Raw genomic sequence first — 23,043 nt, 5'->3', positions numbered from 1 at the left:
AGGAGACCCACATGGATACCTTCGTGTTGTTTGCTTTTCGCATTGGCCTGCTGGTCTTGCTGTGGTTCTTTGTTTTTATGGCGTTACGTGCATTACGAAATGACGCCAAGCTTGCCGCTACAGTCGGGCCCTCTGGTGTGGGTTCGGCACCTCCCATAGGTGAGAGTAGCGGAGGCGGAGGAAAGTCGGGTACAGCCCGTATTTTGATGGTCATTGAGGGACCGTTAGCGGGTACTTACGTGGAAGTAGAAAACGTCCAAGATATTGTTCTTGGACGCAGCCCTGATTGCTCTTTCCCCATTAACGATGACTACGCATCCGCTCGGCACGCGCACATGTTCCGGCGCGGCTCTGAGTGGTTTGTGGAGGACCTTGATTCCCGAAACGGCACCTTTGTCAATGGGTACCGTATCGACCAGCCAGAACGTGTTGATATTGGAATCGAAGTTGTGATTGGCCGGACTACAGTGAGGCTCGAACCTTAAATGCTGAAACTTAACTATGCCGTTGCCTCAGATAGAGGTTTAGTTCGCGGAAACAATGAAGATTCAGCGTACGCCGGCCCACATCTTTTAGCGCTTGCAGATGGTATGGGCGGTCATGCCGCAGGCGAGATTGCTTCTCAGCTTATGATTCAGCATGTCAAGCAATTAGATGTTCACCCTGGCGAAAATGACATGCTCGCGATTCTTGCCTCGGTAGCTGACGATGGCAATAGAGCCATTGCCGAGCGGGTGCGCCAAGCACCTGAAACTGATGGCATGGGAACTACGCTTACCGCCCTTATGTTTGATGGTTATCACTTTGGGCTATGCCACGTTGGAGATTCCCGAGGCTACCGTCTCCGCGATGGTGTGCTTCAGCAAATTACTACCGATGATACTTTCGTCCAATCATTGGTCGCTGAAGGAAAACTCGATCCCGAGGATGTATCCACACATCCTCAGCGGTCTCTGATTCTAAAGGCATATACTGGCCGCCCCGTCGAACCCACTGTTACGCTTCTCGACGCCCAGATCGGCGACCGCCTGCTGCTATGCTCTGACGGTTTATCCGATCCGGTCACGCATTCCACAATTGAAGAAACAATTCAGCTTGGTTCACCGGCAGATGCTGCACAACGGTTGGTGGAACTCGCACTACGGTCCGGTGGCCCCGACAATGTCACCGTCGTAGTCGCTGATATTGTTCCAGGTGATAATCCAAGCAGCGCATATATTTCTACCGTCCCAGTGACTGCGGGTGCATTGAATGCAAATGAACCCGAATCACCTAGACCTGATACCGCTGCGGGTCGCGCAGCGTCCATGAATTCCGGGGTTGCCCTAGCAGCTCCACCCGATCCGCAGCCTCAATTGCAGCAAGCTATTGAGGAACCTGCACCTGCGCAGAAACCGCACAAGAGGGGGCGTCGATTAGCACTGTGGGTAACGTTAGGTTTGCTTGCAGGGCTTGCAGTTGGTGCTTGGTTTGGATACAACCACATACGGAATACATTTTATGTGGCTGAAGACGAGGGGCAGCTCGTAATTGAGCAGGGTTTAAGCCAAGATGTTTTCGGGTATTCACTCCACAGCAATTTTCAGAGAACCTGTTTAAATGAGCGTGATGCATTAATTCTCGTGGATACCAAAAATGGTAACGATTCCAACTGCCGCCCGTTTAAATTAACAGACCTGCCAGAATCTCGTAGAGATATTTCTACACTTCCTGCAGGATCATATGAGTCTGTTCGAAGCCAAATGTTGCGCCTATCCGAAGATGCTTTACCATTATGTTCTTCAGCACCTAGTGGAAATGCAGCTCCGGGTCAGCAGCCTACGGAAGCGAAAAAACCTGGAGTGAATTGTCGGGAGGCGTCATGATTGTTTTCGAGCGCCTAGGTATGCGCCGTTTAGAGTTGGGCCTTTTGATCCTCGCGTCTTTAATCGTGGGGGTCGCTGTTATTAACCTTGAGATTTCTGTTAGCGGGAATCTCACCTCAGACATTTTTATGCTTATGGGTGGCTTTATCACCGTTTTCCTGATAGCCCACCTTGTAATGTGTTGGAAAGCACCCTACGCAGATCAGATTATGCTGCCCGTGGCGGCAATACTTAATGGTTTGGGTCTTGTGGTGGTATACCGCATCGATATTGCACTGCCGAATGTAGAACTGGCACCCCGTCAGGTTATGTGGACCTTCGTTGGCGTTGCCCTTATGGTGCTGGTACTAATCTTTCTAAATGATTACCGGTCCCTGACCAAGTTCTCGTTTTTGCTTGGGCTCGTTGGGTTGATTTTCTTGGCACTGCCCATGGTTTGGCCTGTAGACACAGAGGCAGACGCAGATATTTGGATCACCATTGGACCATTGTCCTTACAACCCGGTGAATTTTCCAAGATCATGCTTTTGCTCTTTTTCGCTCAACTTTTAGTGAATAAGCGCGCACTTTTTAACGTGGCTGGTTATCGTATCCTTGGTCTCGATTTTCCCAGGGTCCGTGACCTAGCACCGATCCTTGGTGTATGGGCAATCGCACTAATGATTATGGCTGGCGAAAACGACTTTGGCCCTGCTTTACTTCTTTTCGGCACAGTACTGGGCATGCTTTACTTAGCATCAGGCCGCGCCTCCTGGCTTATTATTGGCGTGATTCTGGTAAGTATCGGTGGTTTTCTGGTGTACCAGATTTCAGGAAAAATCCAGGCTCGTGTATCCCACTTTATGGATCCGCTAGCAGACCCATTAGGTACTGGGCGACAACTATCACAATCACTATTTGGAATGTCGTGGGGCGGAATTACTGGTACTGGTTTAGGGCAGGGTTATCCACAAATGATTCCTGTTGTATTTTCTGACTATATTTTGGCCGCAGTGGCTGAAGAGCTCGGCCTATTCGGTATCGCTTCCGTTTTGATTTTGTTTGCAATTTTTATTTCTCGTGGCATGCATACGGCACTTACGGTACCGGATTCTTATGGCAAGCTTGTTGCTTCCGGACTATCGCTCACATTGGCAATCCAGATTTTCGTCGTCACTGCTGGAATTTCGGCACTGATGCCAATGACTGGTTTAACCACGCCGTTTATGTCGCAAGGTGGATCTTCATTGATGGCGAATTATATTCTGATGGCCATTATTCTCCGAATTTCCGATTCTTCTCGGCGAGAAGCGGAGGCGAATTCATGAACAAATCTATCCGTAACACCGCAATCTTCTCGCTAATACTCATTATTATCTTGTTGGTAAACCTTTCATGGATTCAGGTTTTCCAGGAAGAAAAATACGCCGAAAACTCCTACAATCGACGCCAATTCTTAAAACTGAAGTCAATGCCTCGTGGGCAGATTTCTGCCGGCGGGATTGTATTGGCACGCTCAAATAAAGACGAGAATGGCTACTACCACCGAGAATACGTCACTAATCCCATTGCGTACGGCCCCGTTGAGGGCTATATCTCTGATGTCTATGGCTCTGCTGGCATTGAAAAAAGCTATAACGACATACTCAACGGTACGGACTCATCACTGCTTTCTTCGCAATGGTGGGATGCTCTGACCGGCAAAGAAGCCAGCGGTGCAAGTATCGAGTTGACTCTTGATCCGGCGATGCAAGAAACCGCTTATAACGAACTTGCAAGTCGAAATTACCAAGGCGCAGTTGTTTCCATTCGACCAAGTACTGGCGAGATCCTAGCGATGGCTTCGACCCCCAGTTATGATCCCTCACCAATTGTCGATCCTGCTACCGCGGAAGCAACAATGACAGAGCTAAATCAAGATCCAGATTCGCCGTTGCTGAATCATGCGACGCAAGAAATCTTGCCTCCTGGCTCAACGTTTAAAGTAATCACTACGGCTGCTGCTTTACAGAAAAACTACACGCCTGACAGTCAGGTTACGGCTGCTTCCGAAATCACTTTGCCAGGCACAAACGTCACCTTGGAGAACTATGGTGGGCAGGCATGTGGCTCCGGCTCAACGACTACGTTGATTGATGCTTTTGCCAAGTCTTGCAATACGGCATTCGTGGAAATGGGAGTTGATATCGGGGCTGAAGCCCTTGCCGAAACGGCTCAGGCTTTTGGTGTAGAAGACTCATATGAGTTTGGTCTACCAGTAGAAAAAGGTGGCATTGGAGATATCAGTGATGCTGCCGCACGCGGTCAGTCATCAATTGGTCAGCGTGACGTCAGAATGTCTGTATTGCATAATGCTGTTGTGGCCGCCACTGTAGCTAATGGTGGTATGCGGATGCAGCCATATGTGGTCAAGCGCATTCTCCGCTCCGACCTCAGTGAACTGCGAGCCACCAAGACAAAGGAATTGGGCCAAGCTGTTTCTCCAGAGATTGCTGGGCAATTAACAGAAATGATGCGGTCTTCTGAGCGAGCTATGCCTGGTGGTACAAATCACCTGGCATCTAAAACTGGTACAGCGGAACACGGCGAGGATTCCCGCAATTCTAACCCTCATACATGGTACATTGCGTTTAATCCAGACGCTGACGTTGCAGTTGCGGTCGTCGTGAAAAACGGTGGTGATCGTGGTCAAGCTGCCACTGGTGGCTCAGTTGCTGCGCCGATCGGCCATGCCGTTCTCAATGCAGTGCAAAGGCAATAGGTGAAACATGAGTACTGATTCCCAAACGCGTTTGCAAGAGCTCATTGGCGAAGACTACGCCCTCCAGCATGTTATTGGTCACGGCGGTATGTCCACCGTATGGCTAGCGACTGACACTCGGACAAATGAAGAAGTCGCCGTAAAAGTACTCCGACCGGAGTTTGCTGATAATACAGAATTTCTAAGCCGCTTCCGTAATGAGGCTCAAGCCTCAGAGGGCATTGATTCTCCAAATGTTGTTCGTACATTTGATTATCGGGAGTTGCCTGACCCTTCGGGAAACACGTTCTGTTTTATTGCAATGGAGTATGTGCGTGGCCAAACATTAGCTGAACGTCTATTGCACGAGACGTCGATAAGCGAATCTGAAACCCTGGACATCCTTGAGCAAGCAGCGCACGGTTTATCCATTATTCACAGCATGGGTATGGTCCACCGCGATATGAAACCCGGAAACCTCCTAATCGCTGAAGATGGCACCGTAAAAATCGCTGACTTTGGTATCGCCAAAGCCGCAGAAGCAGTTCCTTTGACTCGCACCGGCATGGTAGTGGGTACGGCGCAATACGTTTCTCCTGAACAAGCGCAGGGCAAACAAGTCACCGCCGCAACTGATGTCTATTCACTCGGCGTTGTTGGCTATGAAATGCTTGCTGGACGACGCCCATTCGCCGGGGACTCCTCCGTATCTGTGGCTATTGCACACATCAATAAGCAACCGAGGCCTTTACCACCCGAAATTTCCCAGCCAACTCGCGACCTTATCGGCGTTTCCCTGCGTAAAGACCCTGAACGACGCTACCACGATGGCAAGGCGCTCGCGCTAGCAATAGCTGACGTTCGAAAAGGCAAAAGGCCTCTCCCACCCGAACCAACCAATGCAAATGCTAACGCCCCTACGCAGGCACAACAACGCCCGCCAACGCCTCGCCAACAAGCCACAACTGTTATGCCTCAAGGCATGGCTCGGGGGCTGCCAAATCATATAGGAACGCAACAACGCCCAGTTCAAGGTCCGCCGTTGCCTCCTCAACATTTGCAGCAACACCGCATGCCACAACCAATGCCTCAGGGGATGCAGCAAGGCATGCAACAGCGTCCACTTGCAACGGCAAATCCTCAACAACGCCCACCGCAAAGACAAAACTATAACCAATCCAATAACAGCAATACAAGCATTTACGCACTACTTGCCGTGCTTGTACTGGCGATTGGTGCAATTGCCGTTTGGCTGATACTAAGTTTTATAAACCAACCTGCACCCCCATCCCCTACTACAACTCCCGCCGCGACTACGAAAGAAACCTCATCAGAAGAAACTCCTGATAACACTTCGCAGCAACAACAAATACCGCAAAATCCACCAGCGCAATCAACGCCAATAATCCCTACACAAAATCAAGTTCCATCACAACCATCATTTGACGAGGTACCACCAAGTAATGCAAACACCTTCCCATTCCCAACGGTGTTTCCGCTTGTGCCCTCTCAATCACCAACAACAAGCGAAGTTTCAGTACCTACAAGTAGTGCCCCAGCCCCGCCAACTACCGCACAAGAAGAGGTGAACCAACAGTGAGCGCGAAAACACTTGCTAATCGCTACGAGCTTGGTGGCATCATCGGTAGCGGCGGAATGTCAGATGTTTATGCAGCAACTGACACGTTATTGGGTCGTCCTGTAGCCGTAAAAATGATGCGCCTCGAACTGGCGCGCGACACTACGTTTAAAGAACGATTCCGCCGAGAGGCACAAAACTCCGGAAGGCTGAACCACCCAGCCATCGTATCTATTTACGACACAGGCGAAACGGAGATTCAAGGTACCGCAGTTCCGTATATTGTGATGGAACTTGTGCACGGGCGAACGTTGCGCGAAATCATAATGGAAGACGGGCCACTCGCGCCTGCCGACGCCGCGAAAGTACTGGTACCAGTATGCGAAGCGCTCGCAGTGTCACACGAGGCTGGCATTGTTCACCGCGATATCAAACCCGCCAATATTATGATTACAAATACTGGCGCAGTAAAAGTCATGGACTTTGGTATTGCACGTGCTTTTACTGATGCAGCATCCGCTATGACTCAAACCTCGACGGTAATCGGAACAGCACAATACCTATCACCTGAGCAAGCCCGAGGCAAACATACGGACCCACGATCCGATATTTATTCTCTCGGGTGCGTATTTTATGAGATTGTTGCCGGCCGACCACCGTTTGAAGGTGAAACTGCATTTGCAGTGGCATATCAGCACGTGCAAGATACCGCACCTCCCCCCTCAGAATTTATTCCTGGGTTATCTCCAACAATGGCCACAAATGTTAATGCAGTTGCGCTCACTGCAATGGCCAAAAACCCTGCTGATCGCTACCAAAGCGCAATGGAATTAGCTGAGGATTTCTCTCGGGTCAGCCGTAATGCTGTGGCACGCGCGGCACAAGCACACCTTACAAGTACCTCATCAATAAATCCTGCCGCTATGGCCGCTACTGCGACCGCAATGAATAGCGCACAAAATATTGGTGTAACACCTACTCCTGGGACGATTCCGCCAGTGGTACTCGCGGACGAACCAGCACAAATTGCTACGACGAATTTCCAAGCGGTAGAAGAACCAGAAAAACGAAGCAATTGGCTTACTTGGGTGCTTTCTATTATCGCGGTCATTGTTATTGCCGTAGGAGGTGTTTTTACATATAGCTACATCGGTGGCAGCGGGATTTCAGCAGCAGACAAGATTACCGTTCCACGAGTCAATGGCATTAGCCAAGAAGCAGCTGTAAAACGCTTGGAACAAGAAGGGTTAGTAGTCACTGTAGAAACCAAAACTGACCCCGAAGTAGCACGCGGCAGTGTGATCAGCACCGAACCTGATGCTGGGGCTCAAGTAGAAAAAGGATCAAACATTAAACTTCTTGTCTCTGCTGGAAAAGAAGTCACGGAAGTACCAAATGTTGTAGGTGAAAAACCGGAAGATGCAGCTCGCATCCTGGAAGACCACTCTCTTAAATTGGACTCAAATATCAAGGAGACCTCCTCAGATTCGGTTCCTGAAGGTGCCATTGTAGAAATGTCCCCCTCAGCGGGATCACAAGTCAGTAAAGGCACTACGGTTACGGTCACGATTTCCACTGGCATTGCAAAAGTACGCATTCCAGTACTTACTGGTAGCCGTTGGGCAACCGCTGAAAGCAATGTGACATCTCTGGAATTCATTCCACATGTGGAATATGTCGATTCCTCCGAACCAGAAGGAACTGTCATTTCTGTTACTGGACCAAACGGTGAGCAAGAAGGTACCCAAGCCTCCAAAGGAGCTGAACTAACCGTTCGAGTATCTAATGGACGTGCGCTAACCACACCAAATCTTGTCGGAATGAATGCTGCTCAAGCAATAGGTGCCCTCCGCGCCGCTGGATGGGAAGGACCAGAAACTAATTTCATCCAAGAGCGTGTAGAAACAAACGCTCTTATTGACCAAGGAAAGATTGCCCACCAATCACCTGCGCCTGGTACTCCGCTACCTAAAAATGGAAAAGTCACTGTCGGCGTATTTGCCTTTAACCTACTACAGCGGTAACTAGCGCTTCCATTTTGTACTCCCTGATACATTTCAGGGAGTATTTGGTGGTAGGGTTCCAATCAAATACCTGCCATTATGTTCATAGTTTTATATCTCGGAAGGTGCACTCAAGTTGCCTAAATCTAAGGTCTCTCCCAGCTCTACCCCGATCTCCTCGGGTGCATCCGCGAATCGCACTCCAGTAAAAATCAATAGCAGTGGTACGCCTCTTTGGTACAAGACCATTATGTTTGCGCTTATGCTGGTCGGCCTCATGTGGTTGGTAGTTAACTATATCGCTGGCCCTCAAATCCCGTTCATGGTTGAGCTCGGCCCCTGGAACTACGCCATTGGATTCGCACTATTTATTATGGGCTTACTCATGACCATGGGTTGGCGTTAATACCTTTTACATCCAATAACCATGCTTATCCGGGAGTTTTCCCGGATAAGCATGGTTTTTTATTTTGCTCTTTTCTATGGCCCCTGAAATACCCAGAAACCACCACCACATGAATCCGACTATCTGTTCGAGATATACAGGCCAGTCAAGATTTTTGTTTTACATAGTTATCCACAGGAACGGTACTTAAATTACACAATTGTGAGTACACCCCTATGTAACCCCCTGTGGATAACCTTGTTATCCACAGGTTCGCAAACTTACACACAGGTGATTTGTGGATAGTTTTTCTCACACATCTGTGAGTAAAGTTATCCACAGGGTGTGAATAACTCTGTGAATAGTGCACCATCAAAAAGTTATCCACACTATCCACACCCTGTGGATAACTCTGTGTAATACTTGTCCCCAAGTGCAAAGAAATACGAAAACTTTCCACATTCTCCCTGTTAATAGCACGCTTTTCGAAAATCAGTACGTTCGATTATGAAAAATTACTCCCATGTTATTTTTCACAATGTGGATAACTTGTGTGGAAAATCTGGCATTCCGTGTAGCCCTCAAAAACTTCACTACCCCCGGTGGATAACTTTTTTCAGAGTTATCCACAGCTTCTGTCTTCACAAAATTGTTAACACATGAGCCTCTGTGGATAACTCCAAAATCCTGCCATATCCCAAGACAAAACAAATCACGCACACTCCAAATATCACAACAAGCTGTACCCCCTTTTGGCGGATTGCCAAAGATACGATAGCTAGTACGATTCCAATTCCTAATCCACCGAAATGGCCCCATACTGAAACCCATTCAGACCAAATAATGGTAAAGCCTGCATTCACCGCGATAAGCGCTATAAGACCCCGGAGTTCCCGACGTTGCTGCACAGCAACCCCCACAAGTTGAGCCATAAGGGCATAAACCGCTCCTGAAGCACCCGCTGTCGCCGCCATTGGGCTCATCCAAATAATTGCTGCCGATGCACCTAAGGTTCCCGCTAAGAAGCTTAATGCGAAAGTATCACTACCTAGTGTTTGTTCTAGTTCTCTGCCAAATAGGAAAAGCAAAATTAGATTCATAGCTAAATGCACAGGCCCTATGTGAAGGAACGCCGTACCGAGCATTCGGAATATTCCCCATTCGCTATCAAGCATTGCGGGAACATAAAGGACCCAGGCATCGGCTAGTGAGCTTGCTCCTACATTGTTTATTAGTGAGCCTGATTGGATAGCCGTAATAAGAAAGACAACAGTTATGCTCATGCATAGCAGCAAACTCACTGGTGCTTGTTGTTGGGCTTTACGTAACCATTGGGTCACTTGAGTTCGTACCTTTCAATACAAAGACGGCCCCTTACCAGCAAAGCACTCTGGTAAGGGGCCGTCTTCAGGCTGGATTATTCGGTGATTTCAATGCTTTCAATAATTACAGGGTCAACTGGTCGATCGTTACGATCGGTGGGAGTTTGCGCAATTGCATCTACCACTTTCTTGGATTCGGCATCCACAACTTCACCAAAAATCGTGTGGCGCATATTCAAGTGTGGTGTTGGCGCAACCGTGATAAAGAACTGTGAACCGTTTGTTCCTGGGCCCGCGTTTGCCATTGCCAGCAGATAAGGACGGTCAAATTGCAGCTCTGGATGGAATTCATCGCCAAACATATAGCCAGGGCCGCCTCGGCCGGTGCCTGTCGGGTCGCCGCCTTGAATCATGAAACCATCGATAACGCGGTGGAAGACTGCACCATCGTAGAAAGGTCCACTGGCATTACCTGCTGCATTTGCGGCACGATATTCTTTGGTGCCTTGTGCAAGTCCAGTAAAGTTGGCCACGGTTTCGGGGGCGTGATTTCCAAAGAGCTCGATAGCGATATCCCCATGATTTGTGTGGAGAATCGCAGTGGCTGTCTTAAGGGTCATGCCGACCATCGTAGTGAACTCTGCAATACATCGCTACGCTTGTGTATGAACCAATTCATTTCCTACTGAATAAAAGGAACCTAAATGAACACTACAGTGCTTCGGACCGCATATAAGGTCACTCGCGCTGGCCTTCACGCATTCAATGATTACCGTCAACGTAAAGCAGCGGAGGCCTATGATGCGCTTGCTGACGCCGCAGCCGCTACCAGTGATTTCCGTGCCACCGCTTCAGACCGTGCTGAAGATTTTATTGAGGATGCTGGCGCTGTGACCCGCGCAGCTCGTGCCCGCCTTGACCATGCCTTTTCTGATGCTCTTGAAGATGCAAGCACTACAGCCAATAAAGTGCTTACCAAGGCGCAAAGCAAACTTCACAAGGTAGAACCAGCACCAAAGAAAAAGTGTTGCGGCTTTAAAAAAGTAGCGAAAGCAGGGCTATTAGTCGCCGTTTTCGGTGCTATCGCTGCTGCTGTTGCATATTGGTTCTTCACTCCGATCGAAGAACCTGAAGTCACTCCGCCAAGAGTTGAGGATTTTCCTGAGGAAGATGAATTTCCGGTAGATACCGAAGAGTCAGTACTGGTGTATTCCACTGAAACTCCAGTAGATGAAGATCCAAAGGATGCAAAAGAGTCCTAATGCAAAAACCGCTAGTCATGTGACTAGCAGTTTTCATATTTGTGGAGCATAGGAGAATCGAACTCCTGACCTCCTGCTTGCAAAGCAGGTGCTCTACCAATTGAGCTAATGCCCCTTTGTTCCGCGTGGGCCTAGCAAGAATTGAACTTGCGACCTCATCATTATCAGTGATGCGCTCTAACCAACTGAGCTATAGGCCCTGGGAACGAGATAGAACTTTACCGAGCAACTCCGACTAAGGCAAATCAGCTGGTAAAACCCACTTTTAGGGGAGGTTTTACCAGGAGATTTTAAGCCTTATTCGTCTTCGTCTTGCAAGGTAACAATCACGCCGCCAAAAAGATCAACGAATGCGTTGTACATCATTGCTGTCAGTGGTGCGAGAATCGATGAGGAAAGTGCGACCATTGCACCTAAAAGTGCTGCAGCGCTTAAGACAATTGGAAATGTAATAAGCTCTGAGCCGCCAGCACCACCAATCACCGTATTGAGCTTGGTCCAAATTCCCGCCATATTCATACCGAAGTACACAATGCAGACGCAAAGAATCCACGCCACAAGACCAGATAGCGATAGCGCAAGCGAAGTCCGAAACACCGAAAGCGGTGACACCCTGCGAACAGTAACTTTACGGGTAGACATTAAGTATCCTCGCCGTCGACAAGCATTTCTTGAGCCTCAACAGCTTCATCCGGGATTGCCTTTGCTTTTTCCAAAAGCTCCGCTTCCTCTTCCTGCTCAACATTTCGGTCAATAGCGTAAAGTTCCTCACCCTTAGGCAGATCGACGAGGCGCACACCCATTGTTTTACGGGTGGAAGGACGAATCTGATTAACAGAAGTGCGAATCACACCACCAGCAGTAGTAATAGCAAAGATTTGATCATCATCATCCACGGCAAGCGCCCCAATAAGCTTGCCTCGTTTCGGTGTGTACTTAAAGGTAACAACACCCAAACCGGCACGGCCCTTGACGCTATATTCATCCATAGCCGTGCGTTTACCATAACCGCCGGTGGTGGCCACCATAAGGTATTCACCATCACGAACAACACACATAGCTAGCAGCTGGTCTTCACCGCGGAAACGCATACCCTTAACACCCTGGGTAGCCCTACCCATTGGGCGCAAAGTCTCATCATCAGCCTTAAACCGTAGAGCTTGGCCTTCTTCAGAAACCAACAATAAATCATCATCAGCCGAACACAATGCAGCCCCAATAAGACGATCGCCTTCATTGAGGTTAATAGCAATTAATCCGCCAGAACGGATGGAATCATAATCCGCCAGACGTGTTTTCTTCACACGCCCATATGCGGTGGAGAGCACCAGATACGGGGCGTCTTCATAGCTTTGGATTTGAATTACCTGTGCAATTTGTTCACCAGGTTGGAATTCAAGAAGGTTTGCCACATGCTGCCCACGTGCAGTACGCGAAGCTTCCGGCAACTCAAAAGCCTTTAATCGATAGACCCGACCAAAGTTGGTAAAGAACAAGATCCAATCATGGGTGGAACACACAAAGAAGTGACGAACAACATCATCTTGCTTAAGCTCTGCACCCATTACTCCCTTACCACCGCGACGTTGATTGCGGTAAGCATCAACTTTTGTGCGCTTTGCATAGCCAGTGGAGGTAATGGTCACCACTACATTTTCACGAGCAATAAGGTCTTCTTCGGTGACATCTCCGCTGGATGCAACGATTTGTGTGCGGCGGTCATCACCATATTTATCCACGATTTCTTTTAGCTCATCGTGAACAATAGAACGCTGACGTTCTGGGCTAGCCAGGATATCTTTGAGATCTGCAATTTCCAGCTCGATCTCTGCGAGCTCATCAATAATCTTTTGACGTTCCAGTGCGGCAAGACGGCGCAACTGCATTGCCAAGATAGCGTCCGCCTGAATTTCATCAATATCCAGGAGGTCAATCAAGCCGTTTCGAGCAATGTCAACTGTTTCTGAACTGCGGATTAAGGCAATAACCTCATCCAACATATCCAATGCTTTTACTAATCCGCGAAGGATATGGGCGCGTTTTTCAGCTTCATTAAGGCGGTATTGTGTTCGCCGAACAATAACGTCGATTTGATGCTCGACGTAGTACCGAATCATTTGATCAATGCGGAGGGTACGAGGAACACCATCCACAATGGAGAGCATATTTGCACCAAAGCTGGTCTGCAGCTGGGAATGCTTATACAGGTTATTCAAAACCACGCGAGGTACCGCGTCGCGCCGTAGTGTTACAACAATGCGCATGCCTACGCGATCTGAGGATTCATCCTCAATCTTGGAAATGCCAACCAGTTTCCCTTGTTTTACCTGTTCAGCGATATTAGAGATCAGATTATCGGGGTTAACTTGGTAGGGCAGTTCTGTAATCACAATAGTTTGACGGTGACCATCTTCTTCAATACTGGTCACGCCGCGCATACGGATTGAGCCGCGGCCTGTGGTGTAGGCGTCTTTAATCCCCTGGTCACCTACAATAAGTGCTGCTGTTGGGAAATCAGGACCCTTAACGTATTTCATACATGCTTCAAGCGAAGCAGCATCATCTGCATCAGGGTTTTTCAGCATCCAATAGATTGCATCTGCAAGTTCCCGTAGGTTATGGGGAGGAATATTGGTTGCCATGCCAACCGCGATACCACCAGAACCATTCATAAGCAGATTTGGCACGCGCGATGGCAAAACTGTTGGTTCATTGGTTTTACCATCGTAGTTTGGTGTGAAATCTACGGTATTTTCCCGAATGTCTCGCACCATTTCCATAGCTAACGGCGTTAGGCGAGATTCGGTATAACGCATAGCTGCGGGGCCGTCATTACCTCGCGAACCAAAGTTACCTTGACCGTCTACGAGTGGGTAGCGCATCGACCATGGCTGCGCCATACGCACTAGGGTGTCGTAAATAGCGGAGTCACCATGAGGGTGATAGTTACCCATAGTGTCTGCTACTGGTTTGGCAGACTTTACATAGGAACGTTCCGGCCGGTACCCATTGTCATACATTGCGTACAAAATGCGCCGGTGCACAGGCTTTAGACCATCACGCACTTCCGGTAACGCACGTCCCACAATAACGGACATGGCGTAGTCAATATATGAGGATTGCATTTCCTCGCCGATATCAATCGGATGAATGCGGTCGAAAAGATCCTCACCGTCAAAATTATCGTCGCTCACTATTCACCTTTTGTTTGGAGCTTTCTTATGGTTATCCTCCGTAAGTTTACCTGCTGAAATTCCATAGGAAGAGATTTAAGGCTGTTTTACGCTGTTTTTTCTACCACAGTGATACCATTTTGGTATCTTTTGGCTATGGCTATGACGCTACGATTATCCACTGAACAAGAACGCGCACTCTCCCTCCTAGCCGCCGCTCAGGGCACCAGTAAACAAGAAGCCGCCGCTCGGGCAATCGTTGCAGCCGCCGCTCGCATGCTTCTCGACGCCGAAGTGGCCGACCTGGCACGCAGCTATATCGCCGAATGCGCCAGCATGGAGCAACGTATTCGACAAACTCCACCACGGAAACAGCGATGAGACATCTTTCCCCAGAACAATTACTGCTTATTGCCGATCAGTGCTGCAAACAATACCGCGTAGATGTTATCGACTTTTCTGCAATTTTTGCTGCCGCATCCATTACCGGGGGTCAATTCGAAGGGGTGCCGGTACATCGCCATAGCTCCTCAGCACGAGAGAGTTTAGAAAGTGCAATAGTCGCATTGACCCCGCTAAGTGCACATAATGAAGAGTTTGCGAAAATCGCTGGTCAAGTTTTTGCCCGAATTAATACATAACACGCGCTCTGAAATCTTGGCACGCGGAGCTAATCCAATGTAAACTCTGTGACTGTTGTGATTGCAGTTAACTAATGTGGTGAATTAGCTGTGGAGGAAGAATCACAACCTGGAACGACCCCATCACAAAGCGCCGAAGTTTTATGATGGAGGTCGTTTTGCATTTCCAAACAACACATGTGCTTCGTGGGCACCCAACAGGGTGTATTCTAACCCCGCTGAGCTGGGAAAATTAAGTAGATATTTCAGTACACGGCGGTTACGCCTAATCTAGTCTGCGATCCTCAGTCCAATCCTTCAAAGGAAGTTATATAGATGACCGATCTGAAAACCATTCTTACAGGTGCTGCGCAAGACGCAGTAGTCGCTGATATCTCTGATCTGATTACTAAAAGTGTCAGCGATATGTCTGGTGTCGGTGGCGTAGCTGTAAAAGGCGCAATGGCAGCGGCTACCAAGTACGATTCTGAAATCGTTTCAAAGGTAGTAAGCCGTCTTCTCCCCGATATTGCAGAAGGTTTAAACCCAAAGTGGTTGGCTTTCCTAGCTTCTGGCGATAGCGACTTCGGAGCATACCTTGATTCCCAGAAAGCTGACGTTGCTAGCAGCATCCTTGAAATCACCGATCAGCGTGCTCAGGAGGAGGGCAACCCGACTCTTTCCAAGATTTATGGCACCGTCCGCAGCAAAGGCGCACAAGCCATCGAGGCAAACGCTGGTAACATCGGCACCATTATCCAGCGTCATGCTGGGTAATTAGGCGCATGAACGCCCGGACTTTCAAGGTCTCTCCTCGGTTTTCTTCTTGAAAGTCCGGGCGTTTAGCTTTTATACGTCGAGGAAACGTACGTCTTTAGCGTTGCGGGTAATAAATGACCGACGGGCTACAACATCATCTCCCATAAGGATAGAGAACAGTTCGTCCGCACCCTGCGCATCTTCCATGGTTACTTTCCGTAAAATACGCGTAGAAGGATCCATCGTGGTTTCCCACAGTTCCTTTGCATTCATCTCGCCAAGACCTTTATAGCGCTGAATTCCATCGTCTTTATTGATCTTTCGGCCGGACTCTAGACCAATTTTGAGTTCTTCGTCTCGCTCCGCATCAGAAAACGCAAAGCCAGGCTCGCCTTTAGACCACTTCAGTTTATACAGCGGTGGTTGAGCCAAATATACAAAACCGTCATCGATTAGTTTTGGCATAAAGCGGAATAGCAATGTAAGTAACAGCGTGGCAATATGTTGGCCATCAACGTCAGCATCCGCCATCAAAATAATCTTGTGGTAGCGCAGCTTGGCAATATCAAATTCATCGTGGATACCAGTGCCTAAAGCAGTAATAATCGCCTGTACTTCATTGTTTTTAAGCACTTTATCTAAGCGAGCTTTTTCCACATTGAGGATTTTTCCTCGCAGCGGCAGAATCGCCTGGAACATGGAATCTCGTCCTGATTTTGCGGATCCACCTGCGGAGTCACCCTCCACAATATAAAGTTCGGATTTCACCGGGTCCTTAGAACGACAATCCGCCAGTTTGCCTGGTAAACCACCAAGATCGTTTGCAGATTTACGCCGCACCAAGTCACGGGCTTTACGGGCTGCTTGACGCGCATGTGCTGAAGCAATGGCTTTATTGATAATTACTTTAGCTTCGGCAGGGTTGGCTTCAAGCCAGTATTGGAAATGCTCAAAAGTAGAGCGCTGTACAAAACTCCGTACCTCTGAATTACCAAGTTTGGTTTTGGTTTGTCCTTCGAATTGTGGCTCACCAACTCGCACCGAAACTACTGCTGAAAGCCCTTCTCGGCAGTCTTCGCCGGAAAGGTTGGCTTCTTTTTCCTTGAGTAGTTTGTGTTCGCGCGCGTACCTATTCATAAGCGTGGTAAGCGCAGTTCGGAACCCTTCTTCGTGGGTCCCGCCTTCAACGGTGTTAATGGTATTAGCAAAGGTATGGATACTCTGCGAATAACTAGAGTTCCACTGCATAGCCACTTCAACCTCGTGGTCTTTGCCCTTTGCCTCAAACGAAATAATTGAAGGGTGGATAACCGTTTTTGTCTTATTCAGGCTATTGACGTAATCCTTTAAACCATCAGGGTAGTAAAAAGTCTTTTTACGCTCTTTAGATTTTTGTGGTTTTTTGGGTTCTTCAGCTTCACCTTGTGCTTCCGCAGAGTCATCGTCGAATGACGGGGTGACCAGTTCGGCCTGTTCCCCAGCCTCAGCAATTGCATCAAGCTCAAGCTGTTCTTCACTTACTCTCTGGTCAATCAGATTAATAGTCAATCCCTTATTAAGGAAAGCCATTTCCTGGAGCCGACGAGAAATCGTTTCAAACTTAAAATCTGTGGTTTCAAAAATTTCGGGATCTGGCCAAAACCTTACTGTTGTTCCAGTGCCCCGAGCAGGTCCACCTTTGACCAGTTCTTCTGGAACAGCATTTGTGAAATTTTGGTACCAGTGGTGTCCTTCACGTTTAATATCTGCTTCTACTCTGGTGGATAGCGCATTCACTACAGAGATACCCACGCCATGGAGACCACCTGAAACTGCATAAGATTCGGAGTCGAATTTACCGCCAGCGTGTAGTTGTGTCATTACTACTTGTACCGTTGGGGCACCTGAAGGATGCATTTCTACGGGGATACCACGACCATTGTCTTTGACTTCGACACCGCCGTCTTCCAGCAGAGTCACATCGACTTGGTTCGCATACCCTGCCATTGCTTCGTCGACGGAATTATCCACAACCTCCCACACCAGGTGGTGCAGGCCACGTTCATTCGTTGAACCGATATACATGCCTGGACGTTTTCGGACAGCTTCCAGGCCTTCCAAAATGGTAATGGATGAGGCGTCATACTGATGTTCTGTGGCAGCCACGGTAGTGCAGCACTCCTCACTCAGGATTGAAATAGACCTTAATTATCTTACACCCAATATCCCCCTACACGCGGTAGGGGTTCGGCGCGTCTATGGGGCAAATAAATAGCAAGCCAACGTTATTAGATCTATCCGTAGGTGTCTCTTGGTCCACGCCCTTGAATGTGCAAACGCCCTTTCCTCCAACTAGGAGCTTGAGGCCCATAGATTCGAAGTTCTAAAACAATATCCGGGCCCACTCGTTGGGCAATAGTTTGAAGAATATTGCGTTGCATCATCCGCAGATTTGTGGCCCAAGCTGTGGAATCACAGGTGATATATAAGGTTTTTTCTTTTAACATTTCCACTTTGGTATGTTGGGCGATCTTCTCCCCTACTACCTCATCCCAATGGCTGTGTACCCAACCGCCGGCAAGATCACGACGCCAACCTCGACGCTGAATTTCTGATTGAAAAATACTCCCCAATGAGGTTGCTGGTCGTCCTTGCCATGCGCTGCGGCCATCAGGACCGGTGGCTTGTCGGAATATTCGGCGTCCCCCATTTGGGGCAGGGCGGGTTGGTGTTCCTTGGCGGGAAAGATCTGGGACTTGTCCTGTACGTTTTTCAGCCTCCCTGCGGATAGCTTCAAATGCTGCACGAATTGCGTCAGGCTGAGATTCATTCATCGTGCACCTCTTTAGGATTAAGACGCGAGATTTTTCCTTCGGAGGAATCGACTGCAACAACAGTATGGAATTTCACCGCCTGTTCTATAAGGCTTTCCGGTACATCGTCCCCGACCGCTGCTGTAATCAAGACTTGTTCGGCGTCAGCAATAAGTTTTACCAGCGCCTCACGGCGTTTAGCATCCAATTCTGCGAACACATCATCCAAAATCAAAATAGGATTATCGCCTTCACTACGAAGTAGCCCAAAAACCGCCAATCGTAGTGCTAACGCTAATGACCAACTTTCCCCGTGGCTCGCAAAACCTTTCGCAGGGCTACCACCTAATAGCACTTCCATTTCATCGCGATGTGGCCCCACCAAACTCACCCCACGCTCTATTTCACGGCTACGTCGAGCACCCAGCTCGGCAAGCATGGCGGCCTCGGTGACCGCGACGTCGTCACGCATAACTCCAGGCACAGAACACCGATAGCGTATCGACGCCGCGGAGCCCCCAGGCGCCAAGCCCATATAGGCATCACTAAACTTCGGGCATAATGCCTCAATTAATTGCAATCGAGCAACAATAATTTGTGCGCCCAACCCTGCAAGCTGCGAATCCCAAACATCCAGTGTAGATAAAGCCGCTGCACCATCCTGCGAAGAATACCCGCGGCGCAATACTCCGCCAGCACTTTTAAGCAGGGCATTCCGCTGACGCAGTACTTTCTCATAGTCAGCTTTAATACCCGCTAATCTTGGCTGGCGAAGAGCCAAGACATCACTCAAATATCTACGTCGTTCTGCGGGTTCACCTCGGATCAACGCAAGATCTTCTGGAGCAAACAGCACTGTTTTTACAACACCTAGCAACTGCCTAGGCGTAGAAACTTTTGTTCGATTAATTTGGGCTTGATTCGAACGATGAGAATGGATCAATAAATGTGCCGTGAGCTCCCTACCATTATTTACTGCGGTCGCAGAAATACGTGCATTTTCCGCGCCAGACCGCACTAACGCCGCATCATGAGACACCCGATGTGAAGACAAATGTGCGAGATACCCAATTGCCTCCACAATATTGGTTTTCCCATGCCCATTTTGACCAACAAACACGGTCACACCGGGCTCCATTGCAACCGAAACTTCAGGCCACGAACGGAAATCCCTCAGTTCCAACGATCTGAGGTACATGTCAAACCGCTTAACCTGGCAAACGTACAGGCATTAGCAGGTACGTGAAATCAGTCTCAGGTGTTGGAAACTCGCCATTTTCATTAGCTTCTGGAAGCTCAGCGGGCTCGGGAATCAGAATCGCAGGCCGCGACGGTTGCGTAAAACCAAACACCACACGGTCGGTGTGAATCACACTTAAACCATCTTTCAAATAGCCCGGATTAAACGCAATAAGCAATGGTTCGCCAGCAAAAGCACAAGGCAATGTTTCCTCAGCATGTCCAGCATCAGTACCACCAGCCGACAAAACCACCTGACCGTGTGAAAACTCCATACGGATCTGTGCATTGCGTTCTGTCATCAAAGCAACACGACGAATCGCGGTTTGCAGTGGGGTGATCTCAACGGAAGCCAAAGAAGTATGCGTTTTAGGCAATAATGGCTGGAAATTGGGGAAATCTGCATCGAGCATTCTGGTTGTGGTTTGCCGGGCATCCGCATGAACGCCAAATAGCCCCTCACGGCCGATCTGATCGCCTGTACCTACCGCTATGTCCAAAGAGTCCAAGATCCCAGAATCAAGCGAGCGAGCGTTGTCTAGGAGCGTTTTCGCGGGGATTAAAAGCTTTGCCTCCACATCTGGGCTCGCCGGACGCCACTCTAAATGCCGAACCGCCATCCGGAAACGGTCAGTAGCAGCAAGTAGCATTTTCTCGCCGTGAATTTCCATATGCACACCGGTCAACATTGGCAGGGTATCGTCTCGACCCGCAGCCGTAGCAACCTGCGTCACAGCCTCTGAAAACAACCGGGGATCAATTTCACCTGTAGTAGCTGGTAGCGAAGGAAGCTGAGGATAATCATCTAGGGGAATTGTTGGCAGCTCAAAGCGTGCAGAACCACATGTAAGCAAAACCTTAGATCCATCGACAACAAAGTCCACTGGCTTAGCCGAGAGTGTTGAAGAAATCTCAGCGATAAGCTTGCCAGCTACCGCAATGCGGCCAGGTTGTGAAACCTCAGCAGAAATTCGAGCTTTTGTAGAAACCTCATAATCGAAGCCTGCAAGCTCTAGTCCTTCATCATCAGCCGTGATCAACATTGCGCGAAGCACTGGTTGCGTCGGTTTCGAAGGCAAACTTCGCGCTACCCATGCAACGGCATTAGCCAGGTCGTCTTTATTGACGCGGAACGCTACCGCTTGTGACTCCATGCTAGCGAGCTCCTCAAAAAGTCGGATGTGCAAGACTGCCGTGCTGCCCTAGCCAAACCAAGGCGGGAAAAACCCTACACACGAATCTTGGATTACAACCCAAGGTACCGCGAAGCGGCGCAAGAGCTTAAACTCTCCCGGCTTTTAATGGGTCTGTCAAGGACTCAAAAACACCTCGAACCGCAAAGTTTTCCCCAGGCCCTATTTCTTCTTTAAGATTTTTAGAGAAAAAAGAAGTAAAAGCAGTAGGTCCTGTGAAATTGTGGATAAGTGGTTGTATCAGCAGGTTAAGTATGAATTCTGCTTGTGAAAAACCCTGTGGATGAAATGTGGATAGTTTTGGCGCCCTGTGGACAAAAATTTTATCCACAGATTTTATTCACAAGAATTCCACAATTTGCTACCTAGTTATACACAGGGAATAAGCCGTTATCCACAGATTTGAAGCCCCAAATTTAGTGACCAGCATCACATATTTTGCCTGTGGATAACTTTGAATGGACGGCAACCTATTCCCTGCTCCGGCTCTTAATTACCTGAGTCAGTTCCTGTATCTGATCAAAGGTTTCCGGCTTCTGCTTCATTTCTTTACGGATCTTTCGTTCCGCATACATCACAGTTGTGTGGTCTTTACCGCCAAAGCTTTCACCGATTTTCGGCAGCGACAAATCCGTAAGCTCACGGCATAAATACATAGCGAGCTGCCGTGCGTGTGCCACAGAGCGTGTTTTTCCAGTGCCCCGGAGAGCTTCCAATGTGATATTGAAATATTCAGCAGTGGCATCCATGATTGCTGCAGCTGTAATAACCATATCGGACCGCTCCGGCATGATGTCTTGCAACGCGATCATCGCAGTATCTGTTGTGATAGGCACATGATTAAGCGAGCTATATGCAGCTACGCGGATTAGTGCCCCCTCTAACTCACGGATGGAGTTTTCAAAGCGGCTAGCAATGAGTTCAAGCACATCACGGTCTGTTTCCGTATGATCCATCTGGGCTTTTTTCATCAAGATCGCAATGCGAGTCTCTAGGTCTGGCGGCTGGATATCCACAATAAGACCTTGCTCAAACCTGGTACGAAGCCGATCTTCCAGAGTTGTTAGTTCTTTTGTCGGCCGGTCAGAGGAAAGAATAATCTGTTTATTTGCCTGGTGAAGTGCGTTAAAAGTGTGAAAAAACTCTTCCTGGGTGCTTTCCTTGCCTTGAATGAATTGAATGTCATCGACCATAAGCATGTCGAGGTTTCGGTAGCGGCGTTTAAAAGACTCCTGCCGATCATCACGCATGGAATTGATAAAATCATTCGTGAATTCTTCGCTGGAAACATATTTCACACGCAAACCAGGTTGAAGTTGGCGTGCGTAGTTACCTGTTGCATGTAGCAAGTGGGTTTTCCCCAGGCCAGACCCGCCCCAGATAAACAGAGGATTGTAGGCGTTAGCAGGATTTTCTGCCACAGCAACTGCAGCTGCATGCGGAAAGCGATTCGAAGAACCAATAACAAACGAATCAAACGTGTACTTCGAGTTAAGCGATTGGTCACTACTGGAGGGGGCTGGTGGATTGTTGAGTAGTGCATGCCGCCCTGTGGGCATGACCCTCCCCCCTGTAGCCCAGCGAGGAGGTGCGCTGTTTTCCTCTTGGTGAGCAATTTGTTCGCGTGTTTGACGTGCAGTATGCGCTGGTGGAGCGATATTTAGATTTCGCCAACTTGTAGCTTCTTGGGCTTGTAAAAAAGTAGCAGGGTCTGGCGCAATATGTGCCGGTGGTGGCTGATGTGTTGCTGGTATTGCTGGTGCGGCATCCACAGTGGAGTCAAGAACATCAGCGCGATTGTTTGGCTCCTGATATTGCTCTTCTTCTGCTGAATTCCGCTCGATTTCATCGTTCGATGCAACACTGACTGCAAGATTGCAATGCGTACCCATCCGCGCAGACAAAACCTTGATAATAGGTTCGCGCAGGTCACGCTCTACAATATTGCGTGCTGAAGCTGACTTTGCATGCAAAACAGCGTAACCATTCACAATGGCTACAGGTTGAACTACACGCAACAATGCCAGCTGGGAATGAGTCAATGGTTGCATCCCGCTATCAGGCATTTTCGAGAGCCGATGAAGCTCTTCGACTACTTGCTTCCAGGTTTCCTGGAGTGCTGCTTGTTGCAC

The 23,043-nt window shown here is 48.7% G+C and carries 20 protein-coding genes and 2 tRNA genes; 11 read left to right on the top strand and 11 right to left on the bottom strand.

All coding sequences use genetic code 11. From position 1 onward, the window contains the following. Positions 1 to 11 precede the first annotated feature (11 nt). The 7 genes from CFREI_RS00110 to crgA all read left to right on the top strand — a co-directional run bounded on the left by CFREI_RS00110 (position 12) and on the right by crgA (position 8,572). Positions 12 to 485, top strand: coding sequence for an FHA domain-containing protein FhaB/FipA (locus CFREI_RS00110; protein WP_027011555.1), 474 nt, complete (start codon positions 12 to 14; stop codon positions 483 to 485). Further along, entirely contained in the window at positions 486 to 1,865 is a 1,380-nt protein-coding gene (locus CFREI_RS00105) for a PP2C family protein-serine/threonine phosphatase (protein WP_027011554.1), read from the top strand. Further along, the gene (locus tag CFREI_RS00100) at positions 1,862 to 3,172 is read left to right on the top strand and encodes an FtsW/RodA/SpoVE family cell cycle protein (RefSeq protein WP_027011553.1); all 1,311 of its coding nucleotides are present in this window, start codon (positions 1,862 to 1,864) and stop codon (positions 3,170 to 3,172) included. Before CFREI_RS00105 ends, CFREI_RS00100 begins: the two co-directional genes overlap by 4 nt. Beyond that, positions 3,169 to 4,605: a penicillin-binding transpeptidase domain-containing protein gene (locus CFREI_RS00095; RefSeq protein ID WP_027011552.1), complete on the top strand. Its 1,437-nt coding sequence runs from the start codon at positions 3,169 to 3,171 to the stop codon at positions 4,603 to 4,605. The genes CFREI_RS00100 and CFREI_RS00095 overlap by 4 nt, the downstream gene beginning before the upstream one ends. Before the next feature lie 7 nt (positions 4,606 to 4,612). After that, complete coding sequence (locus CFREI_RS00090) at positions 4,613 to 6,184, top strand: serine/threonine-protein kinase (RefSeq protein ID WP_051255750.1); 1,572 nt, start codon at positions 4,613 to 4,615, stop codon at positions 6,182 to 6,184. Positions 6,185 to 6,240: 56 nt separating this feature from the next. Next, entirely contained in the window at positions 6,241 to 8,187 is a 1,947-nt protein-coding gene (gene pknB, locus CFREI_RS00085; protein ID WP_051255888.1) for a Stk1 family PASTA domain-containing Ser/Thr kinase, read from the top strand. 115 nt (positions 8,188 to 8,302) lie between these two features. Next, the gene (crgA, locus tag CFREI_RS00080; protein WP_027011550.1) at positions 8,303 to 8,572 is read left to right on the top strand and encodes a cell division protein CrgA; all 270 of its coding nucleotides are present in this window, start codon (positions 8,303 to 8,305) and stop codon (positions 8,570 to 8,572) included. A gap of 620 nt (positions 8,573 to 9,192) precedes the next feature. On the opposite strand, the gene CFREI_RS00075 is transcribed toward crgA, so the two are convergent. Continuing rightward, positions 9,193 to 9,891: a rhomboid family intramembrane serine protease gene (locus tag CFREI_RS00075; protein ID WP_051255749.1), complete on the bottom strand. Its 699-nt coding sequence runs from the start codon at positions 9,889 to 9,891 to the stop codon at positions 9,193 to 9,195. A gap of 77 nt (positions 9,892 to 9,968) precedes the next feature. Further along, positions 9,969 to 10,493, bottom strand: coding sequence for a peptidylprolyl isomerase (locus CFREI_RS00070; protein WP_027011549.1), 525 nt, complete (start codon positions 10,491 to 10,493; stop codon positions 9,969 to 9,971). 84 nt (positions 10,494 to 10,577) lie between these two features. On the opposite strand from CFREI_RS00070, the gene CFREI_RS00065 reads away from it, so the two are divergent. Next, entirely contained in the window at positions 10,578 to 11,135 is a 558-nt protein-coding gene (locus CFREI_RS00065) for a hypothetical protein (RefSeq protein WP_027011548.1), read from the top strand. 42 nt (positions 11,136 to 11,177) lie between these two features. Here CFREI_RS00065 and CFREI_RS00060 read toward each other — a convergent pair. From CFREI_RS00060 to gyrA, 4 genes are all read right to left on the bottom strand, one after another. Beyond that, positions 11,178 to 11,250 (bottom strand) — tRNA-Ala (locus CFREI_RS00060). A gap of 11 nt (positions 11,251 to 11,261) precedes the next feature. Then, positions 11,262 to 11,335, bottom strand: a tRNA-Ile gene (locus CFREI_RS00055). Positions 11,336 to 11,432: 97 nt separating this feature from the next. Next, positions 11,433 to 11,777, bottom strand: coding sequence for a DUF3566 domain-containing protein (locus CFREI_RS00050; protein ID WP_027011547.1), 345 nt, complete (start codon positions 11,775 to 11,777; stop codon positions 11,433 to 11,435). Next, positions 11,777 to 14,329, bottom strand: a complete 2,553-nt coding sequence (gyrA, locus tag CFREI_RS00045) for a DNA gyrase subunit A (RefSeq protein WP_027011546.1) — start codon at positions 14,327 to 14,329, stop codon at positions 11,777 to 11,779. The genes CFREI_RS00050 and gyrA overlap by 1 nt, the downstream gene beginning before the upstream one ends. A 135-nt stretch (positions 14,330 to 14,464) precedes the next feature. On the opposite strand from gyrA, the gene CFREI_RS00040 reads away from it, so the two are divergent. The 3 genes from CFREI_RS00040 (at position 14,465) to CFREI_RS00030 (ending at position 15,705) form a co-directional block, all read left to right on the top strand. Then, positions 14,465 to 14,689, top strand: a complete 225-nt coding sequence (locus CFREI_RS00040) for a hypothetical protein (protein ID WP_027011545.1) — start codon at positions 14,465 to 14,467, stop codon at positions 14,687 to 14,689. Further along, positions 14,686 to 14,949 carry a hypothetical protein gene (locus CFREI_RS00035; RefSeq protein ID WP_027011544.1) on the top strand — a complete coding sequence of 88 codons (264 nt, stop codon included), beginning with the start codon at positions 14,686 to 14,688 and terminating at the stop codon, positions 14,947 to 14,949. Before CFREI_RS00040 ends, CFREI_RS00035 begins: the two co-directional genes overlap by 4 nt. Positions 14,950 to 15,264: 315 nt before the next feature. After that, on the top strand, positions 15,265 to 15,705 hold the full coding sequence (locus tag CFREI_RS00030) for a DUF6918 family protein (RefSeq protein ID WP_027011543.1): 441 nt from the start codon (positions 15,265 to 15,267) through the stop codon (positions 15,703 to 15,705). 72 nt (positions 15,706 to 15,777) lie between these two features. Here CFREI_RS00030 and gyrB read toward each other — a convergent pair whose 3' ends face one another. From gyrB to dnaA, 5 genes are all read right to left on the bottom strand, one after another. Further along, entirely contained in the window at positions 15,778 to 17,832 is a 2,055-nt protein-coding gene (gyrB, locus tag CFREI_RS00025) for a DNA topoisomerase (ATP-hydrolyzing) subunit B (RefSeq protein ID WP_027011542.1), read from the bottom strand. 128 nt (positions 17,833 to 17,960) lie between these two features. Further along, complete coding sequence (locus CFREI_RS00020; RefSeq protein ID WP_027011541.1) at positions 17,961 to 18,500, bottom strand: DciA family protein; 540 nt, start codon at positions 18,498 to 18,500, stop codon at positions 17,961 to 17,963. Beyond that, entirely contained in the window at positions 18,493 to 19,677 is a 1,185-nt protein-coding gene (gene recF, locus CFREI_RS00015) for a DNA replication/repair protein RecF (RefSeq protein WP_027011540.1), read from the bottom strand. The genes CFREI_RS00020 and recF overlap by 8 nt, the downstream gene beginning before the upstream one ends. A gap of 10 nt (positions 19,678 to 19,687) precedes the next feature. Beyond that, positions 19,688 to 20,872 (bottom strand): DNA polymerase III subunit beta, encoded by a 1,185-nt coding sequence (dnaN, locus tag CFREI_RS00010; protein WP_027011539.1) that lies wholly within the window; start codon positions 20,870 to 20,872, stop codon positions 19,688 to 19,690. 509 nt (positions 20,873 to 21,381) lie between these two features. After that, positions 21,382 to 23,043 carry a chromosomal replication initiator protein DnaA gene (gene dnaA / locus CFREI_RS00005; RefSeq protein WP_027011538.1) on the bottom strand — a complete coding sequence of 554 codons (1,662 nt, stop codon included), beginning with the start codon at positions 23,041 to 23,043 and terminating at the stop codon, positions 21,382 to 21,384.

The sequence above is a fragment of the Corynebacterium freiburgense genome (assembly GCF_030408815.1).
GTDB classification, from domain to species: domain Bacteria; phylum Actinomycetota; class Actinomycetes; order Mycobacteriales; family Mycobacteriaceae; genus Corynebacterium; species Corynebacterium freiburgense.
The sequence above is the reverse complement of the archived record's forward strand: the minus strand, read 5'-3'. Positions and strand labels throughout refer to the sequence as shown.